The sequence below is a fragment of the Vibrio sp. V38_P2S17PM301 genome, from assembly GCF_009904845.1.
GTDB lineage: Bacteria > Pseudomonadota > Gammaproteobacteria > Enterobacterales > Vibrionaceae > Vibrio > Vibrio proteolyticus.
Genome location: NZ_WXWO01000027.1, coordinates 24605 through 49476 on the forward strand (window position 1 = coordinate 24605; position 24872 = coordinate 49476).

Sequence of the window (24872 nt, forward strand, 5' to 3'; positions counted from 1 at the left end):
TTATCCTTTCAATCTCATTGGTAAACCCGCTGCGACAAAATCAACCCGATCAGCGATCGCGGCAATACGCTGATTCATCCAGCCAGCGTGATCGACAAACAGGCGAGACACTTGCCCCATCGGTACGACACCAAGACCGACTTCGTTCGAGACTAAACAGAGATACGCCGAAGACGCGCTTAATACGTCAACCAGAGTGTTCACTGCATCATGAATGTCGTCTGCCCTAGCCGTATCGCCATGATTAAAAATCACATTGTTCAGCCACAACGTCAGGCAATCGACCAACACCACATCGTCGGCCTGAAATCGTTTCAGCAGCTCGGCCAACGCCAAGGGCGCTTCATGTTCCACCCATCCCACACCACGAGAGTGTCGATGATGTTCGATCCGCGTCTTCATCTCATCATCAAACGCAATCGCCGTCGCAACGTAATGCAATGGTCGGGACACCTCTCCCCGCTGGAACTGAGTGGAAACCTGCCTGACCCACTGCTCTGCGTGCGACGATTTGCCCGATCGCGCGCCGCCTAAAATCAGATGTACACTCATACCAATCCAGCTTCGATAAGCCAGCCATTGTGCGCAAACGCGACCAACAGCAAATAGATCCACAGCTCAGTCAATTGCTGAGCTGCGCCCAGACAATCCCCCGTAAAACCACCGATTCGTTTGATAAGCCAGGACTTAAAACTAAAACGAAGCGCCACAACAGACAAAATAAGGCTCAGCGCGACAACCGGGGAAAACCACAGGCAAGGCAATACGCCGCACAGAATCAGAAACCGCAACTCGCCTTTCGTCTGTTTGCTGGCCAGAGGCTTGGATTTACTGGTCTCACGGTCACTGACGTAATCCATATCGTAAATCAGACTGGCCGCCACCGTACGACTGAGCGTGTAAGCCAGTACCCACACCATCAGCAGTGAGGTGTGGGCAACCAACGCAGTCAACAGCGCATACTTCGCCAGTAAAGCCATGGCCAATGTTACCGCACCGTAGGTCCCGATACGACTGTCTTTCATGATCGCCAAACGGCGTTCGTGAGTCATACCGCCTCCGATACCATCTGCCATGTCGGTCAACCCGTCTTCATGAAACGCGCCTGTGAGGAGCAAACTAAACACCATGGTCAGCAGGACTGCGATATGACCCGGCAGGAACAGCGACAGCCATCCAAACACCAATGCGCAGAGTAGCCCCAGCAACGCCCCAACCAACGCGAAGTAACGGCCAGCGCGATTCATCCGCTCTTCAGAATACGGTGTGGATGACGGGATCGGTAAGCGCGAGAAAAAGCTCAGAGCCAGACAGAACAACTGATACTGCTCGTGTATACGAGAGATCATGGCACAGTCACTCCCGCGTCTTCAAAGCTGGCCATGGTGTTATAAAACTCGGCCGCTGCTTGCACTAATGGTACCGCCAACACCGCCCCGGTACCCTCACCCAGGCGAAGCTCCAAGTCCAGTAGTGGCTGAGCGTTAAGCTCTTCTAGCAAATACTTGTGGCCAGATTCGTGGGATTTGTGAGCAAAAATCATATATTCACGACACTCAGGTTCGACCAAAGACGCAACGTAGGCTGCCGCTGTGACAATAAACCCGTCGACAATCACAGGCACACGACGCTTGTACGCACCGAGAAACGCGCCCACCATCTGCACGATTTCGTATCCACCGACTTCAGACAATACATTCTTTACCGAGAGATCATCGCAGCGAGCGACCCCTTGTCCGACGACGGACAGCTTCTTATGAAACTGCGCGTCATCTATCCCGGTCCCGCGGCCAACGCAGAACTCCACGTCCCGTCCCGATAACGCGGCCAAAATTGCGGCAGCGCTACTGGTGTTACCAATCCCCATTTCACCAAACATGACTAAATTCGAGCCTTTGTCGATCACTTTCTGAACCACGCTGGCGCCTAACTTCAACCCTTCTTCCACTTGCTGGACAGACATGGCCGACTGGTGAGCAAAATTGTGCGTACGATCGCCCAAACGCTGCGAGACCAATGCTTCAGATGAGCGGTCAACCGGTATCAGGATACCGCAGTCAATAACTTTCATCGCTACCTGGTTCACGCGGCAGAAGCAGTTAATCGCCGCGCCACCCGCGAGAAAGTTCTCTACCATCTGCGATGTGACTGCGCTGGGCGCGATACTGACGCCCTCGTCCGCCACACCATGATCACCGGCAAACACAAGTACAATAGGGTTATGGACCTGAATCTCGGTGACTGCATTGGCTTTACCCTGACTCTGAATCAACGCCAGTTGGTGAGCCAGTCGCTCGAGCGCACCTAACGCCCCTGGTGGTTTCGTTTTTTGGTCGATACGATGTTGAATAAATGCAGAATAGGAACGATCAAGCATGGGTTAAGTCACTGAGATAAAAAGAGTAGCAGCCAATATAAACGTTTAATTACTCAGTTACCACTCGGTAAATAGTAGAAATATCACTCGAATCAAATCCCATAATTAGATTTGCGTCAAACTCCACAGGATGGCCCCCCGCTTTGCTATTCTGGCCGTTTAATCGAAAAGGTTCGCTCTAGGGTCGCATACTCACTGCCACCCAACCTGGACAATGGGTTAACCTTTAGCGCATCGACTTTGAGACGGTCAGTGCGCTCATCAATCACCTCCTGACGTATGTATATTTGCTCAATCTGAGCAAATATCAGGCTCTGTGGCGTATCCCCGATTTCTTTGACTTCATACAAAGCGCATCCAAATGCAACCGGGCAAGACGCCACCCGGGGTAATTCAAACCCCTCGAATTCAGTCAGGCGCACCCCGGTGAGCGCTATTTCAGACTCGCCATGCGCCAGCGGTGCGGATGACGCCGTCACTTGTTGAGCCAAGTCGACATCGGCAATGTGGATGACCAGTTTTCCTGTTTCCAGTGCATTGCGTGTGGTGTCTTTCACAACACCCGTGGACTTCTTTCCGACCGAAATCATCAGCAAGGGAGGCTGACTGGATATCGCGGTGAAGTACGAAAACGGCGCCAAGTTTAACGACTGCTGTCCGGAGTCTGTCAGCACCCATGCAATCGGTCGTGGGATCACCGTTTGGGTCATCAGATGGTAGATTTGTGTTGGAGCAAGTGTGGTTACATCGATATTCATATCACATCCTGAGAGGTTTACATCTGCATGTGGCCTTTCCTGACACTCAGGACTAGCAGTGTATTTTGAAGTATGTTGCAAACTTAGATTGCATTGACGAATCATTGTCCTATCAACTATTAGTAAAGATACCCAAAGAACTCCAGATTTTTCAGATACAGGTTCTGGTTTGGGAAAACCTCAACCCATCTAAATACTCAACCGTCATAACCGTGGCACCATAAATGCTCTAGGAATCACCCAACACTCGGTGGTATTGCATTCAGAATCGAGGAGGTTTGTATGTTTGCTAATCAACGCCCTCAAAAGACCAAACCGGCGAATCAACACAGCAATAAAAAGAAACAAAAGACCGTCCCACTATCCATTACCTAATTCACAAACGATGCAAAAAAGGCCTCAATAATGAGGCCTTTTGCGTTGAGTCATAGCGTATTGTTCACTTCACGTATACCATATTTGCATCAGTACTGATGAGATGAGCGTTATGGCGATAAATGGAGACAATCAGGTTGCAATCATTGCCGGTGGCACGGGTTTAGTCGGGGGAGAACTGACTAAACTGTTGCTCGACCATGCACCGATCGCGAAGCTTTACGCGCTCAGCCGTAAACCCTTGCCGTATTATCACAACAAGCTGGAACTTATTCAGGATCCTTATCTGAGAATCACCGACTGGGAAGCCGATAAGGCTTCTCCGACTCTGGGCTTTATCTGCCTAGGCAGTACTCGCAAACAAGCCGGCTCAAAGAAAGCGCTCGCCTCTGTCGATTTCGAGTTAGTGCGCGAAGTGGCGAAGTCGATGAAAACTCTGGGAGTCAAACGACTTGCCGTGATATCCAGTTACGGGGCCAATGCCCGCTCTCCCTCCCACTACCTAAAATGCAAAGGCCGAATGGAAGCGGTCCTCTCAGAAATGGGCTTCGATCAACTGGTGATCGCCCGCCCCGGCCCTTTACGCGGACTGCGCGATCAACCAAGAACCGACGAAACAGTTGTTCAGACCGTTTTGTCTGCCCTCAAACCCGTAATGAGGGGACGTTTGGCTAACTTTGTTCCCATCGACGCAGAGAAAGTGGCCAAAGCGATGCTGTACGCCATCTACGAGCCTATGGGGCGAGGTATCACGATTCTAGATTCTAATGCCATACGACATTTGCTCAATAAATACCAATAAGTGGCCTTATTTACAGGGATTATGACCAAAATCCACCCAATTGTTAGCATTGATAACTATCCGTTCTAACTCATAGGGATTTGGTCTTTTTCTCTTTATAAGCAAATCGTTATCTTTACCCTCAATTTCGTGTCAATTCACTTCCAACACATCCATCAAATTAAGGGTTCTTTATGTCAGTTGCGGTTATCGCTTCATTGGCAGTATTTGTCGGTATCCTTTTCTTCCTGTTTGGTCAACAACAGAAAGAACACACTACACTTTCCCGACTGGTGCTGCTGGGTCTTATTTTCGGTAGTTTATTTGGTCTGGCGCTGCAGTTGCTTTTTGGCGAAGGCAGTGAGGTCATCGCACAAACATTGCAATGGGTGGGCATTGTAGGCAGCGGTTACGTCGGCCTATTGAAAATGATCATCATGCCACTGGTACTGGTGTCTATGATTGCGGCCGTGGTTAAGCTGGAAAAAGGCGGTTCGCTGGGTAAGATTTCTGCTCTGACGATTTCCGTACTGCTGATCACAACCGCGATTTCCGCCTTGATCGGTATCGCGATCACGCACACATTCGGGCTAACGGCAGAAGGTCTTACCGAAGGTGCACGTGAAACAGCCCGTATTGCGGTACTGGAAAGCCGAGCCGACAGCGTTAGTGATCTGACGATTCCTCAGATGCTGCTGAGCTTTATTCCAACCAACCCGTTTGCGGACTTAACCGGCGCACGCTCAACCTCAATCATTGCAGTGGTGATTTTCGGCGTACTCACTGGTATTGCTGCACGCAAAGTGATGGGCGAAAAACAAGAGCTGGAAACCCCGATTCGCACGTTCATTGAAGCCATTCAGTCTATCGTGATGCGTCTGGTTAAAATGATCATCTCGCTTACCCCTTACGGTATCGCCGCATTAATGGCGAAAGTGGTCGCAACGTCCAGCGCAGCAGATATCCTCAACCTGATTGGTTTTATTGTGGCGTCTTACGTCGCTATTGCTCTAATGTTCGTCGTGCATGGCGTGCTGGTTGCCTTTTTTGGCGTGAACCCGAAAGAGTACTTCCAGAAAATCTGGCCTGTTCTGACGTTCGCATTTACGTCTCGCAGCTCTGCCGCGACCATTCCGTTGAACGTGGAAGCTCAGATCACCAAACTGAATGTACCACCGGCTATTGCTAACCTGTCAGCGTCATTTGGTGCCACCATAGGTCAAAACGGTTGTGCCGGTATTTATCCTGCTATGCTGGCGGTAATGGTGGCACCGAGCGTCGGCATCAATCCAATGGACATCAATTTCATTCTGTCATTGGTGGCTATCATCACCATCAGCTCATTCGGTATTGCCGGTGTGGGTGGCGGCGCCACCTTTGCGGCGCTGATTGTTCTGCCTGCGATGGGTCTGCCTGTTACGATTGCAGCATTGCTGATCTCCATCGAACCTTTGATTGATATGGCGCGTACCGCGCTCAACGTATCAGGCTCCATGACGGCCGGTACTATCACCAGTCGATTGTTGGGTAATAAACAGACTGAACCGAATCAGGCTCAGGAAGCCTGAACACCGTCTTAAAAAAAGCCGATGCGAACGCATCGGTTTTTTTATTGGTCAGCGGGATGATTCACACCATCGTTGACCACAACCTCGCCAAGTTGATAAGGATTCACCCCTTCCAGACAGCCGATGTTGTAGCCGTATTCACTGGGATTTGAGCGGCGCTGATGATGCGTATAAATCCCACATACGCTGCAAAAGAAATGCTGCGCCGTATGCGTATTGAACTGATAGCGTGTCAGGCTCTCCTCGCCTTTCACCAATTGAAGATTGGCCAGTTTCACCGATCCTACGATCGCGCCTTTACGGCGACAGATAGAGCAATCGCACCGACGAGGTTTTTCGATTCCGTTTGGCAACGTCAATGCCAGCTCCACCGCCCCGCAATGACAACTCAACTTATGTACCGGTTGAATGACTGTCGCGCCAACTTGCTTGATCATATATCGTCCTTGATTATGTTGAGAAAAATCAGATTATACAAATCCTGATGTGCTAGCGATTCTCAGCTTCTGATTGTCAGATCTAAGGCACAAAAAAGCTCTGATATCCATCAGAGCCGGCACTGGGGAAAACACTTGATATTATTCTTTCGGTGCAAATTGTTCGAAGACTTCCAGGCCCGTCATTTTGTGAGTGTCGTTTTTAAACTCATAAAATTCGGGCTTTTCATCAATGAAGATTTCGCTCGCCAGATGGAATGATTGGTCGGCAAATAGTCCCGCAGGCAAAATGTACTCATCACCAGGTAACAAATGATAAAACAAGTGTGTTCCACAATTGGAGCAAAATCCCCGTTCAGCCCAATCAGAGGAGCGATAAACTGACGGTCTTTCTCCAGTGAATTTCACGGCCTTGCCACAATGTACCGCAAACATCGGCCCACCGGACCAACGTCGACACATAGAGCAATGACACAATCCAACATCAGCGTGATCTTCTGCTTCAACTTCTACACTGCCACACAAACACTTTCCTTTCATGAGTCCTCCTTAGTGCGCCTGGTGAGGCATACCTTTAAATATTTAAAACACGTGTTCAAGTCTTTCCCATGCACACAGTATCGTCGACTGATCCGATTCCTGTTAGATAGGTTAGCGCATTTCGCAGTATCTCGACATTTATGTGTTGTAGAGACAAGGCCTCTACAACACCAATCCACCATCAATTTTTAGCACTTGCCCGGTAATAAAACGGCTTTTGTCTGACGCCAGAAACGCAACGCCGTCAGCAATATCCTGCGCGCTGCCCATTCGACCAAGTGGTGTTTTTGAGGTCATGTAGTGAATGACTTTTTCCGGAAGTGCCTTAGTCATGTCTGTTTCAATAAATCCAGGCGCAATGCAATTCACTCGGATTTGGGCGCCTTTTCTTGCCAGCTCTTTCGCCCAGCCTTTACTCATGGCGATCACCCCGCCCTTGCTGGCAGCGTAATTGCTTTGGCCGACATTCCCATCCGTCCCGACAATGGATGAAATATTAATGATGCTGCCACTTCCTTGCTCCAACATCAGTGGCGCGACCTGCTGCGTGAGCAAAAATACGGCTTTAAGATTGACATCCAATACTGCATTCCAATCACTTTCCTGCATATCCGGTAACATTGCGTCACGAGTAATACCCGCATTATTGACCAACACATCGACACATTCGCACTGTTCACGAATCTCTTGTACAACATCTCTCACCTGCTCGGCATCACACAAGTTTACTTCGCATGCAATCAATGCCGGCGAATCGCTCCAGACTATCGGTGTGATATCTAAACCAATCACCTGATAACCATCATTCAGAAGCTGTTCACAGATGGCTCTGCCAATGCCTCGGGCGGCACCAGTCACGAGCGCGGTTTTTTGGCTGTTGTTCATGGCTCTTCCTTTCCTGAGTGGGCTTAAATCAAATGGCCTCCCCGCACTTCATCGAAGACTTTAGGGGTAAGCGCGTCATTCAACACTGAGGTGGCACTGGCAATGCGTGCCTGGGTAACAAAATCTGCCGTATATCAACGTCAGTAACCGATCCTGTTCTGTCGTTTAGCTAGTATGACTGACGCCTGTGAAGCCGAGACAACAAAGTGATGATTGTTTGATGGCGAAAATATGAAGGCCAAATACCGTGAATCACACGTGCCTGCGTTGTTTTCTCAGCCGTTGCGGTAGATTTGTCGGGTGATATGCCTTGCTTTCATGCCGTCGCTTATCGGATACTTAGTCCTATGAATTCGCTTGTTTTTCCGAGCTTTCTGCGAGCCTTTAACGCTCCCTCAGCCAGATAAGCTTAGTGGGGAAAACAACCATACATTGAGCGCATTCACACCCGAATGTACTATCAAACTGATTTATAAGGGCTATTTTGTCTACTTCGAATCAAACAAATGCGACCACAGGTACCTCAGAGCAACCCACTTTCTTCTTTTTTGACTATGAAACCTGGGGAACCAGTCCATCGCTAGACCGTCCTTCACAATTTGCTGGCGTACGTACCGATATGGATTTCAACATTATCGGTGACCCCCTGGTCATATACTGCCAGCCTCCGTCCGACTACCTGCCGTCTCCGGAAGCCGCATTGATTACTGGCATCACGCCTCAAAAAGCCAAAGCACAAGGGTTACCGGAGCCCGAGTTTATTGCTCGTATTCACGCCGAGCTGTCCAAGCCTAAAACCACCAGCCTTGGCTACAACAGTATCCGCTTTGATGACGAAGTCACTCGCTACACCTGCTATCGAAACTTCCTTGACCCTTATGCATGGAGCTGGCAAAACGGCAATTCTCGTTGGGATTTACTCGATGTAATGCGCGCCTGCCATGCACTGAGACCAGAAGGCGTGGTTTGGCCAGAAAACGAGGAAGGCTTCACCAGCTTTAAACTGGAGCACTTGTCTGTCGCCAATGGTATAGAACACGCCAACGCACACGATGCGATGGCAGATGTTATCGCTACCATTGAAATGGCCAAAAAGCTCAAAGCCGCGCAGCCTAAGCTCTTCGGCTACTTCTTTGACATGCGCCATAAGCGTAAACTTAATGAGTTGATTGATATCGTCAACATGACACCGCTGATGCACGTTTCCGGCATGCTCGGACGTGAATGCCAGTACACAAGTTGGATAGTGCCGTTGGCCTGGCACCCGACCAATCAAAACGCCGTGGTCGTGGTCGATCTGGCGAAAGATCCTCAGCCATTGCTGGATCTGAGTGCGGATGAGCTGCGTGAACGTCTATACACCAAACGCAGCGAGTTGGGTCCGGATCAAGCACCGGTGCCGATCAAGCTGGTTCATTTAAACAAATGTCCAATTCTGGCACCGGCCAAGACCCTGACCGCAGAAAACGCGGCTTCAATCGGGATCGACCGCGAGCAGTGCCTGAAAAATCTCGCCGTATTGCGTCAACATCCGGAAGTGCGCGAAAAACTCATCGCGATCTACAGCGTTGAACGCGAGTACGAAAAGAGCGACAACGTTGATACACAGTTATACGCCAACTTCTTTTCCCCGGCAGACAAAGCGTCGATGGACATTATTCGCTCCACCGATCCGAATAACCTGGCCGCGCTAGACATTACATTTAATGACGCGCGCATCGAGCCATTATTATTCCGCTACCGTGCACGCCATTATCCATGGACGCTGGACGAAGCTGAGCAGCAACGCTGGGCAAATCATTGTCGTGAATACTTCGAAAGTCGTCTTGAGGACTATATGCTCAATCTGGAAAACTTAGTTCACGAATATGAAACTGACGAAAAGAAAATAGCTATTTTAAAATCCGTCTACCAATACGTGATGGAGCTCACATCTTAGAGCGCCACACGCGACTTCTGCTCTTTTCCTTTATCTTTACGGCACTTAAAAATGGCGAAAACCATTCTGCAATACATCGTCTCCATCGGGCTTATTTTCCTTTGCCTGATGGCAGGCGTAAATCTTCAGTCCCTCCTCGGTATTTCGATTCCGGGCAGTATCATTGGCATGCTTATTCTGTTCGGATTACTGGCCAGTGGCCTGGTTCCTTCCGACTGGGTTAAGCCAGGCGCCAGCCTGTTTATTCGCTATATGATCCTGTTGTTTGTTCCCATCAGTGTGGGATTGATGGAGCATTTTGATCTGCTGATCAACAATGCTCTGCCCATTCTGGCCAGCGCCATCGGTGGCACGCTGATCGTCCTGGTCCTTCTTGGACTGATGCTGGATCGTCTGTTGAAGAAGGGGAACAAAACATGTGGTTAATCGCGACGCTCGTGGTGTTTTTTTTCGCCCGCTGGTTATGCCAGAAATTTAAAACACCTATGATGAACCCTCTGCTGATCAGTATCGCGATCATTATCCCGACTCTGACTTACCTCAAGGTTCCGTTTGAGACTTACTATCAGGACAACCAGTGGATCAGCATGTTACTGCAGCCGGCCGTCGTCGCACTGGCGTTTCCTCTGTACGAACAGATCCCACAAATACGAGCGAACTGGCGCATTATTATGCTGGCGTGCAGTGTCGGCAGTGTGATGTCGATGATGACCGCAGGTCTGATAGCCGTCGCAATGAAAGCCGATGTGGCACTGATTGCCAGTTTGATGGGAAAATCCGTCACCACTCCGATTGCAATGGAAGTCGCCAGCCATCTCGGCGGAGAACCAGCGATTGCTGCCGTTTTAGTGGTATTGGTGGGGCTGTTTGGCGCCATTCTTGCCTACCCGATTTATAACATGTTGAACATTTCGCACCCGATCGCCAAAGGGCTGACCATGGGTACCGTCTCGCATGCCCTTGGGACGGCAACCTGTGCAGAAAAAGATCCCCGTGATGCAGCATTCAGCTCACTTGCGCTGGTCTTGTGCGGCGTCATCACTTCCATTCTGGCGCCCAGCATTTTTGCTCTGTCCGTCTGGTTGTCTCACTAACACACGTTCCGCGTTCCTCCGTCGTATACTAAGGTTGATATACGACGGAGTTCACTGAAACATAAAGTGCAATCGATATCATGTGTGATATCACTCTAATTATGAAAACATCAACATCATTACACTATTTAGCGTGATCTGAATCTCAGTAATGTTTTAGCGTTATCATAAAATGTAATCCAGCATTCAAATAAGGATTCATTATGAAAAGCCGTATTGAACAAGCACTCTCAGATGTGCCGGCGTCCATCGCAGATTACCTTGGTCCTATTCTGCTGGCGGACGATTTTGACGCGACTTTGTCTCCGGAGCAGTTTAAACAACTGCAAATCGTTTCTGGTTTGAACGACGCGGAACTTCGTGTGGCGCTTCTTCCGTTTGCCGCCTGCTACTCCTACACGCCCATTTCTAAATTCAATGTTGGTGCTCTTGCTCGCGGCCTGTCCGGTCGTATCTACTTCGGTGCTAATGTCGAAATTGCCGGTTGCCAGCTAGGTCAAACGGTTCATGCTGAACAATGTGCGATCAGTCACGCATGGATGAAAGGTGAAACCGGCATCTCAGACATTACGGTCAATTTCAGCCCTTGCGGTCACTGTCGTCAGTTTATGAATGAACTGAGCTCGGCAGACAAACTGGTCGTTCAACTTCCAGAGCGCGATGAAATGACGTTGCAGCAATACCTGCCAGATTCGTTCGGCCCGTCCGATCTTGGTATTGAATCGGCATTGATGTCGAAAGTCGATCATGGCAAGACCACTCAGGACAGTGATCCGCTGGTACGATCGGCATTAAGCGCATTGAACGCAAGCCATGCACCTTACACTCACAACCTGAGTGGCGTCGCTTTACAATTGAATGATGGAAAAGTCTTTAAAGGCGCGTATGCGGAAAACGCGGCGTTTAACCCTAGCCTGCCGCCTCTTCAGGTCGCTCTGATTCAGATACTGCTAGATGGTCGTGAGTTCGGTGATATTGTTTCGGCTGCGTTAGTTGAAATGGCGGAAGGAACCATCAGCCATCTGGCCGATACTCAGGCAACACTGGAAGCCATCAACCCTGACATTCCGGTCTCGTATCTGGCAATGTAAACCCAATCATAATTAGCCCCGACATGACTCGGGGCTTTTTATTATTGGTCGTAGAAAGGTTTGACGTCAAAATCGAGTTGTGAAGGAGCCAGTGCCCGCTCAATTTTCAACGCACTGCTTTTCAAATCGATAAACGCCACATCCGTAAAACGGTGGTACTTATTGGAGTAGAAACTCTTCACTTCAGGTTTCAGAGGCTGACTTGGATTCGCTGTCCAGACGATAGCGACCCGGCCATCACTGAGTTCAACGATCGAGCCAACCGGATACACACCAATACAATTGATGAACTTGTACACCAGCTCTTTGTCGAGATGAAATGGCGTCAATGACAGCATGATCTTGAAAGCTTCTGCCGAGCTCATCCCCTGCTTGTAACAACGGTCTGCCGTCAGTGCATCATATATGTCCACGATACCGCTCATGCGGCCATGAACGGGCAGTTGATCGCCTTTGAGCCCTTTCGGATAGCCGTTGCCGTCAAGTTTCTCGTGATGCATCAGGCAAACGTCGCGGCTGATCTGACTGAGCCCGTGAACGTTGGCAATGATCTCATCAGCAAACACCTGATGCAGCTTCATATGCTCAAATTCTTCCGGCGTTAACTTACCTGGCTTATGCAGAATCTGATCGTCAACCTTTACTTTGCCCACATCATGAATAATGCCGCCAATCGCCATCTCTTTGAGTGTTTCCGCCTCAAACCCGAGGTGTCTACCAAACGTCACCATCAGGCAAGCCACATTGACCGAGTGCTCTAGTAAATAGGCGTCTTTATTTCGAAGTGCGGAGACACATTGCAGAGCATTGTTGTCTACTAACGCCGTATCAATCATCTCCCCCGCCCAAGATTCTATTTCACTGACGTGAATATCCTGATTATTCAGAGATTTATTGAGCAGTTTCTGAGCCAGCGTTTTGGCTTCTTCAATGATACGCGCCGCTTTTTTTTGTGCCGCGTCACGACTGAGTTGTTTTCGTCCCCGCCGATTGGTTTGGGGCTCGGGCGACTCTCCGACTGGGGGAGCAGGTTCGACGTCTGGCTCCACATAGGCATTAATCACTACACCACTTCGGGATAACTTCTGGTCCACCCAGACAAACTTCACCCCATTACTGACCAACTGCTGAATGGAGGCTTGGGAATTGACTCGCCCGGCATGAGAAAGGTTCACCTTTTCGCTCTGCTGAATCGCCGTCACAAACATGCCTGGCAGCAGATGTTCAATGGAAATTTTGACCGATTCTTCTGGATTAAACTGCATCTCAATCGCTCAATCTATGTCTCTCAGATACACAACAACATGATTATAAGGAGAGACGTCGGAAAAGATCACCTTTTAATCGACAAAACTATAAGAGACAGCCCACATTTTTGCGAAACACACCGCACATTAGCATTTAATAAACACAATAAAAATAAGCGTATTACACAATAAAATGTAGTGTTTGGCGTTCCTTTCATTTGCCTTTATCATCACAATCAGACTGTTCAACTCGGATGAGCTCACACTCATCATGACCTAATCTGGTAGCCTATGGAGCCACTAACACACTACTTCACTGCTGGGACGATTGGATATAAGGTACTGATCGGCCTTATCATTATTCTTTCGTATCTGGTAATCAAGAAAGTCGCCAACCGTACCATAGCCAGCCTGGCACGAGCCAAAGGCGTAAACAAAGCTCGGTTAACATTCGTGACTCGCTGCTTCAATACCATGTATCTGTTCCTGTTTGCGTCAATTTTCGCGATTGCCACCGGGATCGGCTATGGCGATGTCTCACTGTTCCTTTCGTCGGTGTTCGCCGTTTTGGGGGTCGCTTTATTTGCTCAGTGGTCGATCCTGAGCAATATCACTGCCAGTTTTCTGATCTTCTTCGTCTTTCCATACCGGATTGGTGATCGCATCAAAGTCGTGGATAAAGATGAAGACATCAGCGGTGAAATCCATGACATTCGGATGTTCCACGTGTTAATCAGACATGATAACGGCAACATTATCGCCTACCCCAATAGCCTGATGCTGCAAAAAGGGGTGATTAAACAAGTGAAAAAACCTTCCACCAAAACGACTCGCCGGCTTTATACCCGCATACCACGCAAATAAAAGCAAGGCTGCACCACGTGCAGCCTTAATTCTCTGATTGATTGCTCAGGCAAGTGATTCGTCTTTTTTGTGCTCGATAACCTGACTTTTATCGGCCTGGGTGATGGCAATGCGCCTTGGTTTCATCGCCTCCGGTACCTCTTTGATCAGGTGAATGGTCAACAACCCACTGGCCAATTCTGCATCTTTGACTTCGACGTATTCAGCCAGGTCAAACTTGCGCTCAAATGAACGATTCGCTATCCCCTGATAAAGGAACTTACTTTCCGCTTTGCTGGATTTGTGCCCTTTTATCATCAGGACACCGCGTTCAACCTGAATATCGAGTTCGCTTTCGTCAAACCCGGCAACGGCTAGTGTGATGGTATATTGGTTTTCGCCCACCATTTCAATATTGTACGGAGGGTATCCCGCTGAAACTGGATCAGCGTTCAGTGCGCTGTCGATCATCGACGCCAGCCGATCAAAACCAATAGTATTACGATAAAGTGGAGTCAGATCAATTGAGTTCATAATATCCTCCTAAAGAAGCAATATTAATATCCAACAAATCCGGTATTAATCTCTCTGAGACTTAATACCTACTATTTAAATATGAATACTTGAAATAAAAATCAAGAGACTATTTATATTTTTAAATAACAAATAAATAAAAAATATAACGTTAAGTAATATATGCCATTAGTGAATCGTTATGTTTCCTGGCTGAATAAGATCAGACATATTCATGGTAACCAAAATAATATTGACCTTTGTTGGCACAGTACGACAATTTGGATATACCGTAAAACATGTATTTCCAGTGTATCGCGGAAACACTTGGGCAACCGGCCAAATACCCTGATTCTGGTGCAAACCAGATTCCTCAACGCAACAGTGTAACGACGGATAAGTTTTGTTTGTTTCCATCTCACCTCACTTATTCTACTACGCTCACTTTCCACTCCAAATTGAGCGGGCGCCTGGCCCGCTCGTCAGGATTAACCTTCCTGAGATTGATGCTCAGTCACCATCGCTTCAGTGGTGATCATTAAACCTGCTACGGAGGCTGCAAATTGCAGAGCAGAGCGAGTAACTTTGGCTGGATCAAGGATCCCCATCTCAAGCATATTGCCATAACTGCCCGTAGCCGCATTGTAGCCATAATGCGTATTACCTTGTTTCACCGCATTGGCTACCACAGAGCCTTCGTCACCGGCGTTGATGGCAATCTGGCGCAGAGGTTCTTCCATTGCACGCAGCGCAACCCGAATCCCCACGTTTTGATCGTCGTTGTCACCTGTCAGCGAGCTCAGCTCATTGGCAATTTTTGCTAAGGTTACGCCACCACCGGCAACAATGCCTTCCTCAACCGCCGCGCGGGTAGCGTGAAGCGCATCATCCACACGGTCTTTTTTCTCTTTCATTTCCACTTCAGTCGCTGCGCCAATCCGGATGACCGCAACCCCACCGGACAGTTTAGCGATACGCTGCTGCAGCTTATCCTTGTCATATTGGGAAGTAGTATTGCCCATTTGATGTTCTATCGTGGCAACGCGCTCCCGAATAGCATTTTCATCCGCTGCACCGCCTATGATGGTAGTGGTATCCTTACTAATCGTCACTTTCTTCGCACTGCCCAGTTGCTCCAGTGTCACTTTTTCCAGCTCAAGGCCAAGCTGCTCGGTGATCACAGTTCCTGCTGTCAGTACAGCGATGTCTTCTAACAAAGCTTTACGGTTATCACCAAAGCCTGGCGCTTTCACCGCTGTTGCTTTCACGATACCACGCAGGTTGTTCACCACCAGTGTTGCCAACGCCTCACCTTCGATGTCTTCGGCAATGATCAGAAGTGAACGAGAAGCTTTGGCAACCGACTCCAGAACCGGTAGCAACTCGCGGATATTACTGACTTTCTTGTCAACCATCAGGATATACGGGTTTTCTAATTCCACCGCGCCAGCTTCCTGATCGGTAATGAAATACGGCGAAAGGTACCCACGGTCAAACTGCATGCCTTCAACAATGGACAGCTCATTATCCAGGCCCTGGCCTTCCTCTACAGTGATCACACCATTACGACCAACTTTGTCCATCGCTTGAGCGATGATTTCACCAATCGCCAGATCACTGTTGGCTGAGATACTGCCAACTTGGGTAATGGACTGTTTATCGTCACAAGGCTGTGCCATATCACGCAGCTTTTCGACTGCTGCCGTAACGGCTTTATCAATACCGCGTTTCAAATCCATGGGATTCATGCCCGATGCCACAGCTTTCAGGCCTTCATTGATCAATGACTGAGCCAGTACCGTTGCAGTCGTCGTACCATCACCGGCTTCTTCATTCGCTTTGGACGCGACCTGTTTTACCATCTGAGCGCCCATGTTTTCGAACTTGTCTTGCAGCTCAATTTCTTTGGCAACGGAAACACCATCTTTGGTGATCACCGGAGCACCGTAAGCCTTGTCCAGCACCACATTGCGTCCTTTGGGCCCCAAAGTCACTTTCACGGCGTTCGCTAGCAGGTTGACCCCTTTCAGCATTTTCTGACGGGCATCATTTTCAAACAATACATCTTTACCAGCCATGCTCTTCTCCTCTTAGCATTACAACAATGACTTATTCAGAAACCGCCAATACATCAGACTCAGACAGGATCAGATAGTCCTTACCGTCGATGTTTTCTTCTTTAACGCCATAACTCTCGTTAAAAATGACGGTATCGCCGACTCGGACTTCCATCGCTGCCCGTTCGCCATTCTCCAGGCGCACGCCCTGGCCAACGGCGACCACTTTGCCACGGTTGGATTTTTTAACCGACTTTGAGGTCAGAACAATTCCCCCTTCAGATTGATGCTCAACGTCAAACCGTTCAACAATCAGTTTGTCATGCAAAGGACGAATATTCATTTTGGGTTGCCTCCTATATATTTATACCCATTATAAAAGACATCGAGGTTATCGTATTATTGCGCAGTCCTGCGCGTCGATTTTTATATATGTTCATTCATGAAAACTTCAAGAGAAAGTATTAATAAAAATTTTTTATTAACCAACAAACAATATTTATCGCTCTTGTCAAACAGTCTGAGGCGTAATAGTTGCTGACGAAACGATGGAATACTGATAGCTTAATGGTTTTGGCGATTTCAACAGGGATAGTATGTTTAATCAGGTCATCAGTATTCTGTTCCCGGTGTTCGCACTGGTTCTGGTCGGGTTCTGTGTCGGACGCTGGTTAAAACCGGATTTTCGCCCTATAAACCGCATCAATATGGACGCTTTCACACCCGCACTGGTGTTCTCCTCGCTGGTCGCGATGCCGCTTGACACCAGCCAATTACCTTTATTGAGTGCGTCTCTTATCGCCATTCTGCTGCCCGCTGTAATTATGCTGCCACTGTGCCGGCTGTCCGGCCTGAACTATAAGACCTGGACACCTCCACATATGTTTCGTAACAGTGGAAACCTGGCTATTCCGTTGTTTACTTACACATTTGGTGACACTGCTCTTGCGCCTGCGGTGATGCTGTTTGTGGTATCGGCCTGTCTTCACATCAGCCTCGGCATCATGTTGCTCAGTCACGGCAACCCAATCAAACAAGTTGTTCGTATGCCGATTTTTCTGGCCGCCGCCGCCGCTTTATTACTCAACCTGAGTGGTCTTTCGGTCTGGGCCCCCCTCTACGAAGCAACCGCCTTGCTCGGACAAGCAGCCGTACCCGTTATGCTTCTGTCACTCGGGGCACAGATGTGCAATATGCGCATGAGCGGTTTGAAAATCGGTTTACTTTGTACCGGACAATCGCTACTGACGGGCGCCATCGCATTTACGGCTATTTACCTGTTGGTACCGCTGCCCTCGCTGCATTTGCAAATGATGGTCCTGTTTACCATGTTGCCGCCTGCTGTTATGAACTACCTGTTTGCTGAGCGCTTTCACGTGGAGCCTGAGAAAGTGGCGTCTATGGTGCTGTTTGGCAACTTTTTTAGTATTTTGACCTTGCCACTGCTTCTGGCGCTGGCGTTATCTCTGGCCTAGTTGGTTTATTGGTATTAGACGTATACCAGCGCTACGAACAGACCTTCACAGGCACGGTGTTCGATTCCTCTTCAAACCACACCAGTGACCAACACAAAACAACCGCCATCCAGGCGGTTGTTTTATTTGTCATGCTATTGAGCAAGTTCAATAGTCTCCGTTTGCGATGGCGCAGCATGCCCGACCGCATTGGTGCCTATCACCGTGACATCCAAACTCCCGTTTTGCCAGCCAGACATATCAACGGGTGTATCCGTGATCCACTCGCCAGAACTGTTAAGCGTCGCGGCAACCGTTGCATGATCCGTGTCTGGTTCGAGTTGTGAGATGACCGTCACTTCAACCGTATCTCCGGCCAAAAATCCTTTCGCATCACCGGACAGAATCACCGACGCCGATTCCGTGGCATCAATAATGTCATCTCCGGTCACCGGGTGACGAGTCAATAGCGGTATCACTTCCAAGGCGTGCGTTTGTGGCTGGCCCGAATTGCCAGCACTGTCCTGATAACCATCAATCAACACAGTGACCGACGTTGCATTCACCGGCAATGCAATCTCAGCGGACACACCATTCCAGTTGGTTGCCAACTCGGTGGTATCGCCGAAATCGACCACCTTACCAGCCACCGTGGCGCTAAGGTGGGCAACAGGCTCATCAAACGTCAGCGCTAAACTCACCTTATCGTTTTCTGTTGGATTTTCGGGCGTGGCATTGAGTGTCGTCATACCCGGAGCAAGCGTATCGCGGATTTCGATCGCACGACTGACTTGCGTTGCCGCTACCCCAGAACCGGACAGGTTAGTTCCATCAATCAATACCGTCAGTTGTCCCACCTCCCAGGACGACCAGTCAAGTGGGCTCCCGATATTCCAGTTACCATCAGAAGCAACACTGACCTGCGTAGCATACTCTTCAGTGGTGTCGCGCATCACGTGCACCGACAACTCATCCCCCGTTTTGAAACCTTTGCTGCTGCCAGTGATGGTCACGGAATGACTCTCATCGGAGTCGATTACATCGTCTCCGGCGATAGCGTTCAGTTGGATCAAAGGCGTAACCTGAATGGAGTGACTAAAGGCTGCGCCCGGATTTCCAGATGCGTCGACAAAGTCACGGATCACCGCATCAATACTGGTTTCATCCGCGCCAAAGCTGACCGGAGCATTGGTCGTCCCACTCCAGGAGTCCGATGCACTGCTGGTGTCACCAAAATCCACATTCACGTCGCCAACCTTAGCCGTAATACCAGTGACTGGTTCATCAAACTTCACCGTCAGAGTCACGGCCTGATTGAACTGTGGATTCAGCGGTTGCGACTCCGCAGAGATGGCCGACGGCGGTTGGGTGTCCACCCGCGTAACCAACCGGCTGACCGAGTCGGCGTCAATGCCCGGCGAGTTACTGGCTGAAAGATTCACCGATACGTCTCCCACCGGCCACGCCGTCAGATTATGTGCAGCCGTGTGCCAGTGCCCATCGGCCGTCATCTCCGCATGTTCTTCGAAGGAGTAAGTAGGGTCGACAGTAGACACTACTGCAACGGTGACACTGTCACCAGATACAAACCCCACGCCCGTGCCTTCAATCACAACTGAGCTTGCTTCCGCAGAGTCTATCTCATCATTTCCAGCCACTGGTGATAATGATAGCTGCGGTTTCACCGCTACATTGGTGGATTTCGCCGCTCCGCTGTTTCCAGAAACATCGGTGTAACCCGCCTTTACCTCAGCAATCACGGCTGAAGAGCCTGCACTCAGAGTCAGAGGACTCGCCGTTTCGCCCGTCCATGTTGTCGCAAGCTCATTGTTCGGGAAAATGACATCCACTCCGTCGAGGCTGGCACTCACGTTGTTAACCAGTTCACTGAAAGTCACCGTGATGGTGGCTTTACTGCCGTTAACTGGGTTTTGTGGCGATATCTGGATATCACCGGTGATTTCCGGTACCACGGTATCTTCATAACGAACACTCTCGGTCACAGAGCTGGCAGCAACCGACTCACTGTTGCTCCCCGAGACAGACACCTCAATATCGCCACTTGGCCAAGCGCGGATATTCTGCGCAGCGGTGGCCCATACGCCATCTGCCTGTACCAATGCGGTCACGCTGAAATGGTCAGCAGAGTTGCTGGCCTGCGCTTTAACCGTCAATAGTTCACCACCAGCGAAACCTCTTGCCTGACCTGAAATGAACAGGCTTTCAGCTTCCGATTGGTCGATGCCGTTTCCGCCTGCAATAGGGTCCAGTTCGATCACAGGTTTCACGTTGACCATTTGAACATACGGTGTCGGGTTTCCCGGGTTGTTGGCGGTATCCAGATAGCGACTGACTTGCACCTCAACCTGAGTTTGCCCGGCCACCAGAGCAATGCTGCTGTTGGTTGTACCTTCCCACTCCTGGCTGACGTCTCCCGCTACACTGAACGCCACTGGCACGCCCGCTACGCTTGCTTGCACCTCTTTCACCCGCTCGCTGAATGTAAGAGAGAGCGTCACGGGCTTTTGATCTTCCGGATGTTCGGGGGAAACATCGACACTGTTCACTTGCGGGGCAATCGAATCTTCATAACGGGTGACATGGCTTGCCACACCAGATTCAATCCCATCAGAGTTTGTCCCCGATACACGAATGTCGATGTCACTTTGCTCCCAACTCGTCAGATGATGCGCGGCCGTTGCCCAGTTGCCGTCGGCCTGAACCACCACATCGCTTTGTTCAAAACGATCTATCTCTGGTCTATCCCGAGAAGTGACTTCCACCTTAAGTTTGTCATTCACGGCAAAGCCTTTAGCGGAACCTGAAATGACCACGTTGGTCGCTTCAGCTTCTGTGATCACGTTATCGTCCGTTACATTATTGACCGTCACCATGGGTGTCACCGACACCGCCCGCTCTACCCGCTCGCCTGTATGGCCGATCCCATCAGAATAAGTTGCCTTCAGCAGCAGTGGAATAGTCGTATCGCCCGCACTCAATACAATCGGCGATTCAGTGTTTCCTACCCACTCTTCACTGGCACCGTTTTCTGTAAAGGTGATATTGACCCCCGCGAGGATCGCTTCGACCCCGGAGACAGGCTCATCAAACGTCAGTGTAACTTGTACGCTTTCCCCGTTCCCCGGATGTTCCGGCATTGTCGTGGCTAACGTCATCGTTGGCGGCTGATTGTCGACATAGTAGGTCATGATCAGCGTATTGCCAGTTGCGTTGCCTCGGCTATCCTGCGCCGAGCCGACAATTTCAAACCGCGCCACATCAGGGTACTCAGAGCTCTCAGAATCTAAGGTGAAGTGATACCCATGATGGTAAGCATCACTGCTGGGATCGAGAATAAACTCCACATCCGTCGCCTGATGGCGCAGAGAAGGCTCGGCGTGACTGTACCAGTACACCGCTTGCTGTGGTGGCTGGCTGCTGGTCTCAATACCTGAAATATCCTCAAGACTCAATGTCGAAGCGATTTTCCCCGTGATCGTATAATCTTGCCCGGGGCCGCTGATAAAACGGCCATCACTTTGCAAGGCATCCGGTAGCACACGCATCTCAGGCGGAAACTTATCGATACTTTCGCCAGGAGAATCAAACACGGTGTCACTGCCAATGCTGGGGTTAGCCATAGCGAACAGGTCCGCCTGTTTCAGCGCTGTCGAGGCATCAACCTGGTATTGCGTTGTCGCAACGTTGAAGTAGCTCTGGGCCAGCTCGCTACGGTAAGTGTCTGCACTCAGATCCCGGTTTCCAATTGTGATTTGGCCTTGAGTGCCTTGCCCGTTGGCTTTTCCGTCGTAGAGAAAGTCGTCGTAAAACCCTTTGGCATAGTCGGTCGTATCTGTCTCTGCACTATTGGATGCAGCCATGTCTGCCAGTGCTTCAAGTAGAAATCGGTGTTGATACGGTTTGGTAGGCGGATTCGGGATGGTCGCGTTGAGCATGTCGGTGGTCGCGTATTGAGTCAGGGCAGGATTAAACCCAAAAAAAGACGCATCCTGACTTTCCAGAGCGGTGTTGACGTCGGTTAAAATAGACGCCGCGTTTTGCGGCGTTTTGTCGTCGGCTTCGAGCGCATTCCAGGCATTGTCAAACAACCCCGTCTGGTACACCGAAAGTTCCGTCAGGTATACCGTACCGGACTCCGCGCCTGAAAAATACGCGCCAATATTGGCCATCTGTTGGCCCTGGCTGTTTTCATCCTGCTCACCATAGCGAAATGTGACCGATTTTTTCGCATCGAGACTGTCTTGCCATTGATAATAGTGCGTTCCCGCATTGCTCTGTAACACGACGCGGAAAAACTCATACTTAAACGGATTAAACTGGGTTTCACACTCTGCCACATCAAGGGCTTTCTCTCCAGAGACACTGTCCACCTGTTCGGTGTTACAACTGGCAAGAAAGCTGAAATCACTGTTGATTGACTTCAAACCCTCAATCCTTGCTGTGGCATTAATAAAAGGCGTAACCACCTTAAGGCTCGGCAGGTCAAAGGTAGACTTGAAATACACTTCCGACTTGTCACTCACGTTGCCGGAAGAATCTCGGACTTTAATCACAAGTTTCTGTGAATACTCTTCGGTCGTACTGGCGAATGTCGTGCCGAGAATTTCTTTCACGTATGGAATGTAATAGATCACCTCTGACACTCTGCCATCTTCTTCACGAATCAATTGCTCATGAGGAATACCCGCTTCTTTACTGTCAGTTGACGCCTGAGTTTCTTTACTGGATATCCATTGATAGTCACTGCCTGCAATGTTCTTTTTCCGATAATACTCTACCGACAGAGTCAACTTGTCTGCAGACGTTCCGTAGATGTCACCATTGGTTGGATCGTACACCGTGACCTTGACATAGGGAATTTTGTTATCGTTGAGTGTCGACGCCTCAAAGTCTGCAAAATTGATGTTTCCCAACGTAGCCTTAATACCGTCAACAGCATAGGCGTAATCGATCTTCAGGTATTGGTTGGACTCGTCCACGGTAACCGCATCATAGGTGGTATCTCGATATATCTGAGAAACCGGGTTGTCATCGACAATAAAGTTCATCTCGACACCGTCCGGATATTCCAGAATACGCACTGGCGGCGTGTCGTCTTTGTAGACGGTAAACTGCTCCTGACCTTTGTTGCCGAGTATGTCTTCCGCGGTGAGATTGAACAAGGTACTGTCACCGAATGAAGAGGTCGTATAAATCTGGCTGAACTTACACCAGACATTCGAGCCTTCATTGATCTCCGAACACTCCAGATTTGTTGGGTTTTGAGCACCCAATCTCACTTGAACATAGCTGAGCTTAGCCGGATTTTCTTTGACGATCCCTTCAAGGGTATAATCCGTTTTGGATGAGCTGATCGCGTCGGCCGAATTGACCACAATGACGGGCGCAATGTTGTCCCAGTCAAAATCAATCGTCACCCCATTTTTCGCTTCGTAACCATTGCCCAATACGTCCGATGCATACACCACTAAGCGTGCTTGTACCGGGTCGTCGTCCTGAGGATCAGTATCCAGTGCATCCAATGCCAGAGTAAACACGTTCACTTTAACCTTCGTATCCCGAGGACCAGACTTAAAATCGGACGTATCCAGTTGGCAATACTCTCCCGCAGGACTGACCGGACACTCAAATTCTGTGCTCCAACTGCTGTCGCTTTTCATCTTCCATTGCAACATCACCTGCACGTTGTCGACACCAATAGCGTCACTGAGGCCAATGTCGACACTGTCGTCGCCTTTCAGGGTGTCACTATCCAGACGGGTAACCACTGGCGGATCCAGATCGATGTCCGTTTCTGATCGCGGCGGAATGACCGAGCTACCAGAGCCATTGGTACCGAGATCATTGATATGTTGGCTGAAATTTTTGTAATCAGAAACCGGCGTCCCGGAAATATTCAGATCCGGGTCACTGACTACGATCAGCACATGCTGCGCCATGCTTTGGGTATACAGATCACTGGTCACGTAAGACTGACCAAAAGCCATGTCTTTCAGCAAGCCTGAACTGTCTAATTCTCGCCCATCGAGCTTACCATCGGCGGAAATGTCGCGATAACCAATATCAGACAAGTTCATCGACGTATACGTCAACTCACTGTCGCTACCAGGATATTGCTTGATGAAATCATAGGAATATGAGGAGTATGCCGTCAAAAGCGCGCCATACTGATGACCCGCAGACGCGAAGCTGCTTTGCCCACCCGTGGTAATATCAATTGGCTTGGTGGTATTGACGTTAAAGCCGTACATACTGATGAACGTTGAAATGGCATTGTCTACTGACGCGGTGGCATCCAGACCCTGGCCGATATTGTATTCTGCCAGACCCGCAACCTGATAGGTTAAGGGAGTCACCATCACCGATTGGTCTGTCCCTTCGGTGTAGTTGATGACGCTCGACATCGAAATAATTTTGCCTTCGCTCAATGACACGATATTTTTCGTCAGCGGATCCCGGTACGCACCACCTTCGGCTTTGATCATTAAAGGCATGGTCGACGCGTCAATTTTGACCAAGTAGTCACCCACCGGGTTGGTTGAGGTCTGCCCTAAAAGGCGCCCAACTTTGCCATTCTGATACTCATAGACGGAAACCGTTGCCCCCGATACTGGCGCATCAAAAACGTTTCCTGAAATCACTCCTTTGACGCGCGATGGCGGCGAGGTGTCTTTTCCTCCTCCACCGCCCCCACAAGAACTGATCGCTAATATTGAAAGTATGGCGCAAGCAAGCTTGTTTTTATTATTGAATCTCAACATGATTTCGACGTTGTATAAAAATTTACCAAATTATATTTTGGCTAATAAAAAGAACAACAACTCGAAATAACAACCCAATATATCGCTTTGATCTTAAGATAATGAAGTTAGATAGTGATTAAAAATAAGAC

Annotated in this window: 20 protein-coding genes; 8 read left to right on the top strand and 12 right to left on the bottom strand. The window is 49.4% G+C overall.

Going from position 1 to position 24872, the window contains the following annotated elements; all coding sequences use genetic code 11:
* From cobU to CAG64_RS06620, 4 genes are all read right to left on the bottom strand, one after another.
* On the bottom strand, nucleotides 1-552 hold the full coding sequence (gene cobU / locus CAG64_RS06605) for a bifunctional adenosylcobinamide kinase/adenosylcobinamide-phosphate guanylyltransferase (RefSeq protein WP_021705531.1): 552 nt from the start codon (nucleotides 550-552) through the stop codon (nucleotides 1-3).
* Nucleotides 549-1349 carry an adenosylcobinamide-GDP ribazoletransferase gene (locus CAG64_RS06610; RefSeq protein ID WP_161454220.1) on the bottom strand — a complete coding sequence of 267 codons (801 nt, stop codon included), beginning with the start codon at nucleotides 1347-1349 and terminating at the stop codon, nucleotides 549-551. The genes cobU and CAG64_RS06610 overlap by 4 nt, the downstream gene beginning before the upstream one ends.
* A complete protein-coding gene (gene cobT, locus CAG64_RS06615; RefSeq protein ID WP_161454219.1) occupies nucleotides 1346-2377 on the bottom strand; it encodes a nicotinate-nucleotide--dimethylbenzimidazole phosphoribosyltransferase in 1032 nt (343 codons plus the stop codon). Before cobT ends, CAG64_RS06610 begins: the two co-directional genes overlap by 4 nt.
* 146 nt (nucleotides 2378-2523) lie before the next feature.
* Nucleotides 2524-3135 carry a flavin reductase family protein gene (locus CAG64_RS06620; RefSeq protein WP_021705528.1) on the bottom strand — a complete coding sequence of 204 codons (612 nt, stop codon included), beginning with the start codon at nucleotides 3133-3135 and terminating at the stop codon, nucleotides 2524-2526.
* A 487-nt stretch (nucleotides 3136-3622) separates the two neighbouring features.
* Between CAG64_RS06620 and CAG64_RS06625 the strand changes: the two genes are divergently transcribed.
* Nucleotides 3623-4312, top strand: a complete 690-nt coding sequence (locus tag CAG64_RS06625; RefSeq protein ID WP_161488422.1) for an NAD(P)H-binding protein — start codon at nucleotides 3623-3625, stop codon at nucleotides 4310-4312.
* Nucleotides 4313-4485: 173 nt separating this feature from the next.
* Nucleotides 4486-5859, top strand: a complete 1374-nt coding sequence (locus CAG64_RS06630; RefSeq protein WP_161488421.1) for an L-cystine transporter — start codon at nucleotides 4486-4488, stop codon at nucleotides 5857-5859.
* Between the two features lie 41 nt (nucleotides 5860-5900).
* On the opposite strand, the gene CAG64_RS06635 is transcribed toward CAG64_RS06630, so the two are convergent.
* The 3 genes from CAG64_RS06635 to fabG all read right to left on the bottom strand — a co-directional run bounded on the left by CAG64_RS06635 (nucleotide 5901) and on the right by fabG (nucleotide 7721).
* Nucleotides 5901-6296, bottom strand: coding sequence for a GFA family protein (locus tag CAG64_RS06635; protein WP_161488420.1), 396 nt, complete (start codon nucleotides 6294-6296; stop codon nucleotides 5901-5903).
* 141 nt (nucleotides 6297-6437) lie between these two features.
* Complete coding sequence (locus CAG64_RS06640; protein WP_161488419.1) at nucleotides 6438-6836, bottom strand: GFA family protein; 399 nt, start codon at nucleotides 6834-6836, stop codon at nucleotides 6438-6440.
* Nucleotides 6837-6998: 162 nt separating this feature from the next.
* Nucleotides 6999-7721: a 3-oxoacyl-ACP reductase FabG gene (gene fabG, locus CAG64_RS06645; protein WP_161488418.1), complete on the bottom strand. Its 723-nt coding sequence runs from the start codon at nucleotides 7719-7721 to the stop codon at nucleotides 6999-7001.
* A gap of 484 nt (nucleotides 7722-8205) precedes the next feature.
* Between fabG and sbcB the strand changes: the two genes are divergently transcribed.
* The 4 genes from sbcB to cdd all read left to right on the top strand — a co-directional run bounded on the left by sbcB (nucleotide 8206) and on the right by cdd (nucleotide 11845).
* Nucleotides 8206-9660, top strand: coding sequence for an exodeoxyribonuclease I (gene sbcB, locus CAG64_RS06650; protein WP_161452243.1), 1455 nt, complete (start codon nucleotides 8206-8208; stop codon nucleotides 9658-9660).
* 51 nt (nucleotides 9661-9711) lie between these two features.
* Nucleotides 9712-10086 (top strand): CidA/LrgA family protein, encoded by a 375-nt coding sequence (locus tag CAG64_RS06655; protein ID WP_021705521.1) that lies wholly within the window; start codon nucleotides 9712-9714, stop codon nucleotides 10084-10086.
* Entirely contained in the window at nucleotides 10077-10754 is a 678-nt protein-coding gene (locus CAG64_RS06660) for a CidB/LrgB family autolysis modulator (RefSeq protein WP_161488417.1), read from the top strand. The genes CAG64_RS06655 and CAG64_RS06660 overlap by 10 nt, the downstream gene beginning before the upstream one ends.
* Before the next feature lie 203 nt (nucleotides 10755-10957).
* Nucleotides 10958-11845 carry a cytidine deaminase gene (gene cdd / locus CAG64_RS06665; RefSeq protein WP_021705519.1) on the top strand — a complete coding sequence of 296 codons (888 nt, stop codon included), beginning with the start codon at nucleotides 10958-10960 and terminating at the stop codon, nucleotides 11843-11845.
* Nucleotides 11846-11886: 41 nt separating this feature from the next.
* On the opposite strand, the gene CAG64_RS06670 is transcribed toward cdd, so the two are convergent.
* On the bottom strand, nucleotides 11887-13110 hold the full coding sequence (locus tag CAG64_RS06670) for an HD-GYP domain-containing protein (RefSeq protein WP_161488416.1): 1224 nt from the start codon (nucleotides 13108-13110) through the stop codon (nucleotides 11887-11889).
* 273 nt (nucleotides 13111-13383) lie between these two features.
* Here CAG64_RS06670 and CAG64_RS06675 point away from each other — a divergent pair, with 273 nt between their 5' ends.
* The gene (locus tag CAG64_RS06675) at nucleotides 13384-13956 is read left to right on the top strand and encodes a mechanosensitive ion channel family protein (RefSeq protein WP_161488415.1); all 573 of its coding nucleotides are present in this window, start codon (nucleotides 13384-13386) and stop codon (nucleotides 13954-13956) included.
* Between the two features lie 45 nt (nucleotides 13957-14001).
* Here the strand turns inward: CAG64_RS06675 and CAG64_RS06680 are convergent, their stop codons facing one another.
* From CAG64_RS06680 to CAG64_RS06690, 3 genes are all read right to left on the bottom strand, one after another.
* Complete coding sequence (locus tag CAG64_RS06680) at nucleotides 14002-14469, bottom strand: Hsp20 family protein (protein WP_021705516.1); 468 nt, start codon at nucleotides 14467-14469, stop codon at nucleotides 14002-14004.
* Nucleotides 14470-14936: 467 nt separating this feature from the next.
* Nucleotides 14937-16526 carry a chaperonin GroEL gene (gene groL, locus CAG64_RS06685; protein WP_161457611.1) on the bottom strand — a complete coding sequence of 530 codons (1590 nt, stop codon included), beginning with the start codon at nucleotides 16524-16526 and terminating at the stop codon, nucleotides 14937-14939.
* Between the two features lie 31 nt (nucleotides 16527-16557).
* Nucleotides 16558-16848, bottom strand: coding sequence for a co-chaperone GroES (locus CAG64_RS06690; protein WP_161453795.1), 291 nt, complete (start codon nucleotides 16846-16848; stop codon nucleotides 16558-16560).
* 253 nt (nucleotides 16849-17101) lie between these two features.
* Between CAG64_RS06690 and CAG64_RS06695 the strand changes: the two genes are divergently transcribed.
* Nucleotides 17102-17980, top strand: coding sequence for an AEC family transporter (locus CAG64_RS06695; RefSeq protein WP_161457610.1), 879 nt, complete (start codon nucleotides 17102-17104; stop codon nucleotides 17978-17980).
* A 134-nt stretch (nucleotides 17981-18114) separates the two neighbouring features.
* Here the strand turns inward: CAG64_RS06695 and CAG64_RS06700 are convergent, their stop codons facing one another.
* Nucleotides 18115-24741, bottom strand: a complete 6627-nt coding sequence (locus CAG64_RS06700) for a tandem large repeat (RefSeq protein ID WP_161489129.1) — start codon at nucleotides 24739-24741, stop codon at nucleotides 18115-18117.
* Nucleotides 24742-24872: the final 131 nt, after the last annotated feature.

What these genes read in the sequence shown, in the direction of transcription:
- cobU (WP_021705531.1), bottom strand. Translation starts at nt 552, where the DNA reads ATGAGTGTACATCTGATTTTAGGCGGCGCGCGATCGGGCAAATCGTCG.
- CAG64_RS06610 (WP_161454220.1), bottom strand. Translation starts at nt 1,349, where the DNA reads ATGATCTCTCGTATACACGAGCAGTATCAGTTGTTCTGTCTGGCTCTG.
- cobT (WP_161454219.1), bottom strand. Translation starts at nt 2,377, where the DNA reads ATGCTTGATCGTTCCTATTCTGCATTTATTCAACATCGTATCGACCAA.
- CAG64_RS06620 (WP_021705528.1), bottom strand. Translation starts at nt 3,135, where the DNA reads ATGAATATCGATGTAACCACACTTGCTCCAACACAAATCTACCATCTG.
- CAG64_RS06625 (WP_161488422.1), top strand. Translation starts at nt 3,623, where the DNA reads ATGGCGATAAATGGAGACAATCAGGTTGCAATCATTGCCGGTGGCACG.
- CAG64_RS06630 (WP_161488421.1), top strand. Translation starts at nt 4,486, where the DNA reads ATGTCAGTTGCGGTTATCGCTTCATTGGCAGTATTTGTCGGTATCCTT.
- CAG64_RS06635 (WP_161488420.1), bottom strand. Translation starts at nt 6,296, where the DNA reads ATGATCAAGCAAGTTGGCGCGACAGTCATTCAACCGGTACATAAGTTG.
- CAG64_RS06640 (WP_161488419.1), bottom strand. Translation starts at nt 6,836, where the DNA reads ATGAAAGGAAAGTGTTTGTGTGGCAGTGTAGAAGTTGAAGCAGAAGAT.
- fabG (WP_161488418.1), bottom strand. Translation starts at nt 7,721, where the DNA reads ATGAACAACAGCCAAAAAACCGCGCTCGTGACTGGTGCCGCCCGAGGC.
- CAG64_RS06655 (WP_021705521.1), top strand. Translation starts at nt 9,712, where the DNA reads ATGGCGAAAACCATTCTGCAATACATCGTCTCCATCGGGCTTATTTTC.
- CAG64_RS06660 (WP_161488417.1), top strand. Translation starts at nt 10,077, where the DNA reads ATGTGGTTAATCGCGACGCTCGTGGTGTTTTTTTTCGCCCGCTGGTTA.
- cdd (WP_021705519.1), top strand. Translation starts at nt 10,958, where the DNA reads ATGAAAAGCCGTATTGAACAAGCACTCTCAGATGTGCCGGCGTCCATC.
- CAG64_RS06670 (WP_161488416.1), bottom strand. Translation starts at nt 13,110, where the DNA reads ATGCAGTTTAATCCAGAAGAATCGGTCAAAATTTCCATTGAACATCTG.
- CAG64_RS06675 (WP_161488415.1), top strand. Translation starts at nt 13,384, where the DNA reads ATGGAGCCACTAACACACTACTTCACTGCTGGGACGATTGGATATAAG.
- CAG64_RS06680 (WP_021705516.1), bottom strand. Translation starts at nt 14,469, where the DNA reads ATGAACTCAATTGATCTGACTCCACTTTATCGTAATACTATTGGTTTT.
- groL (WP_161457611.1), bottom strand. Translation starts at nt 16,526, where the DNA reads ATGGCTGGTAAAGATGTATTGTTTGAAAATGATGCCCGTCAGAAAATG.
- CAG64_RS06690 (WP_161453795.1), bottom strand. Translation starts at nt 16,848, where the DNA reads ATGAATATTCGTCCTTTGCATGACAAACTGATTGTTGAACGGTTTGAC.
- CAG64_RS06695 (WP_161457610.1), top strand. Translation starts at nt 17,102, where the DNA reads ATGTTTAATCAGGTCATCAGTATTCTGTTCCCGGTGTTCGCACTGGTT.
- CAG64_RS06700 (WP_161489129.1), bottom strand. Translation starts at nt 24,741, where the DNA reads ATGTTGAGATTCAATAATAAAAACAAGCTTGCTTGCGCCATACTTTCA.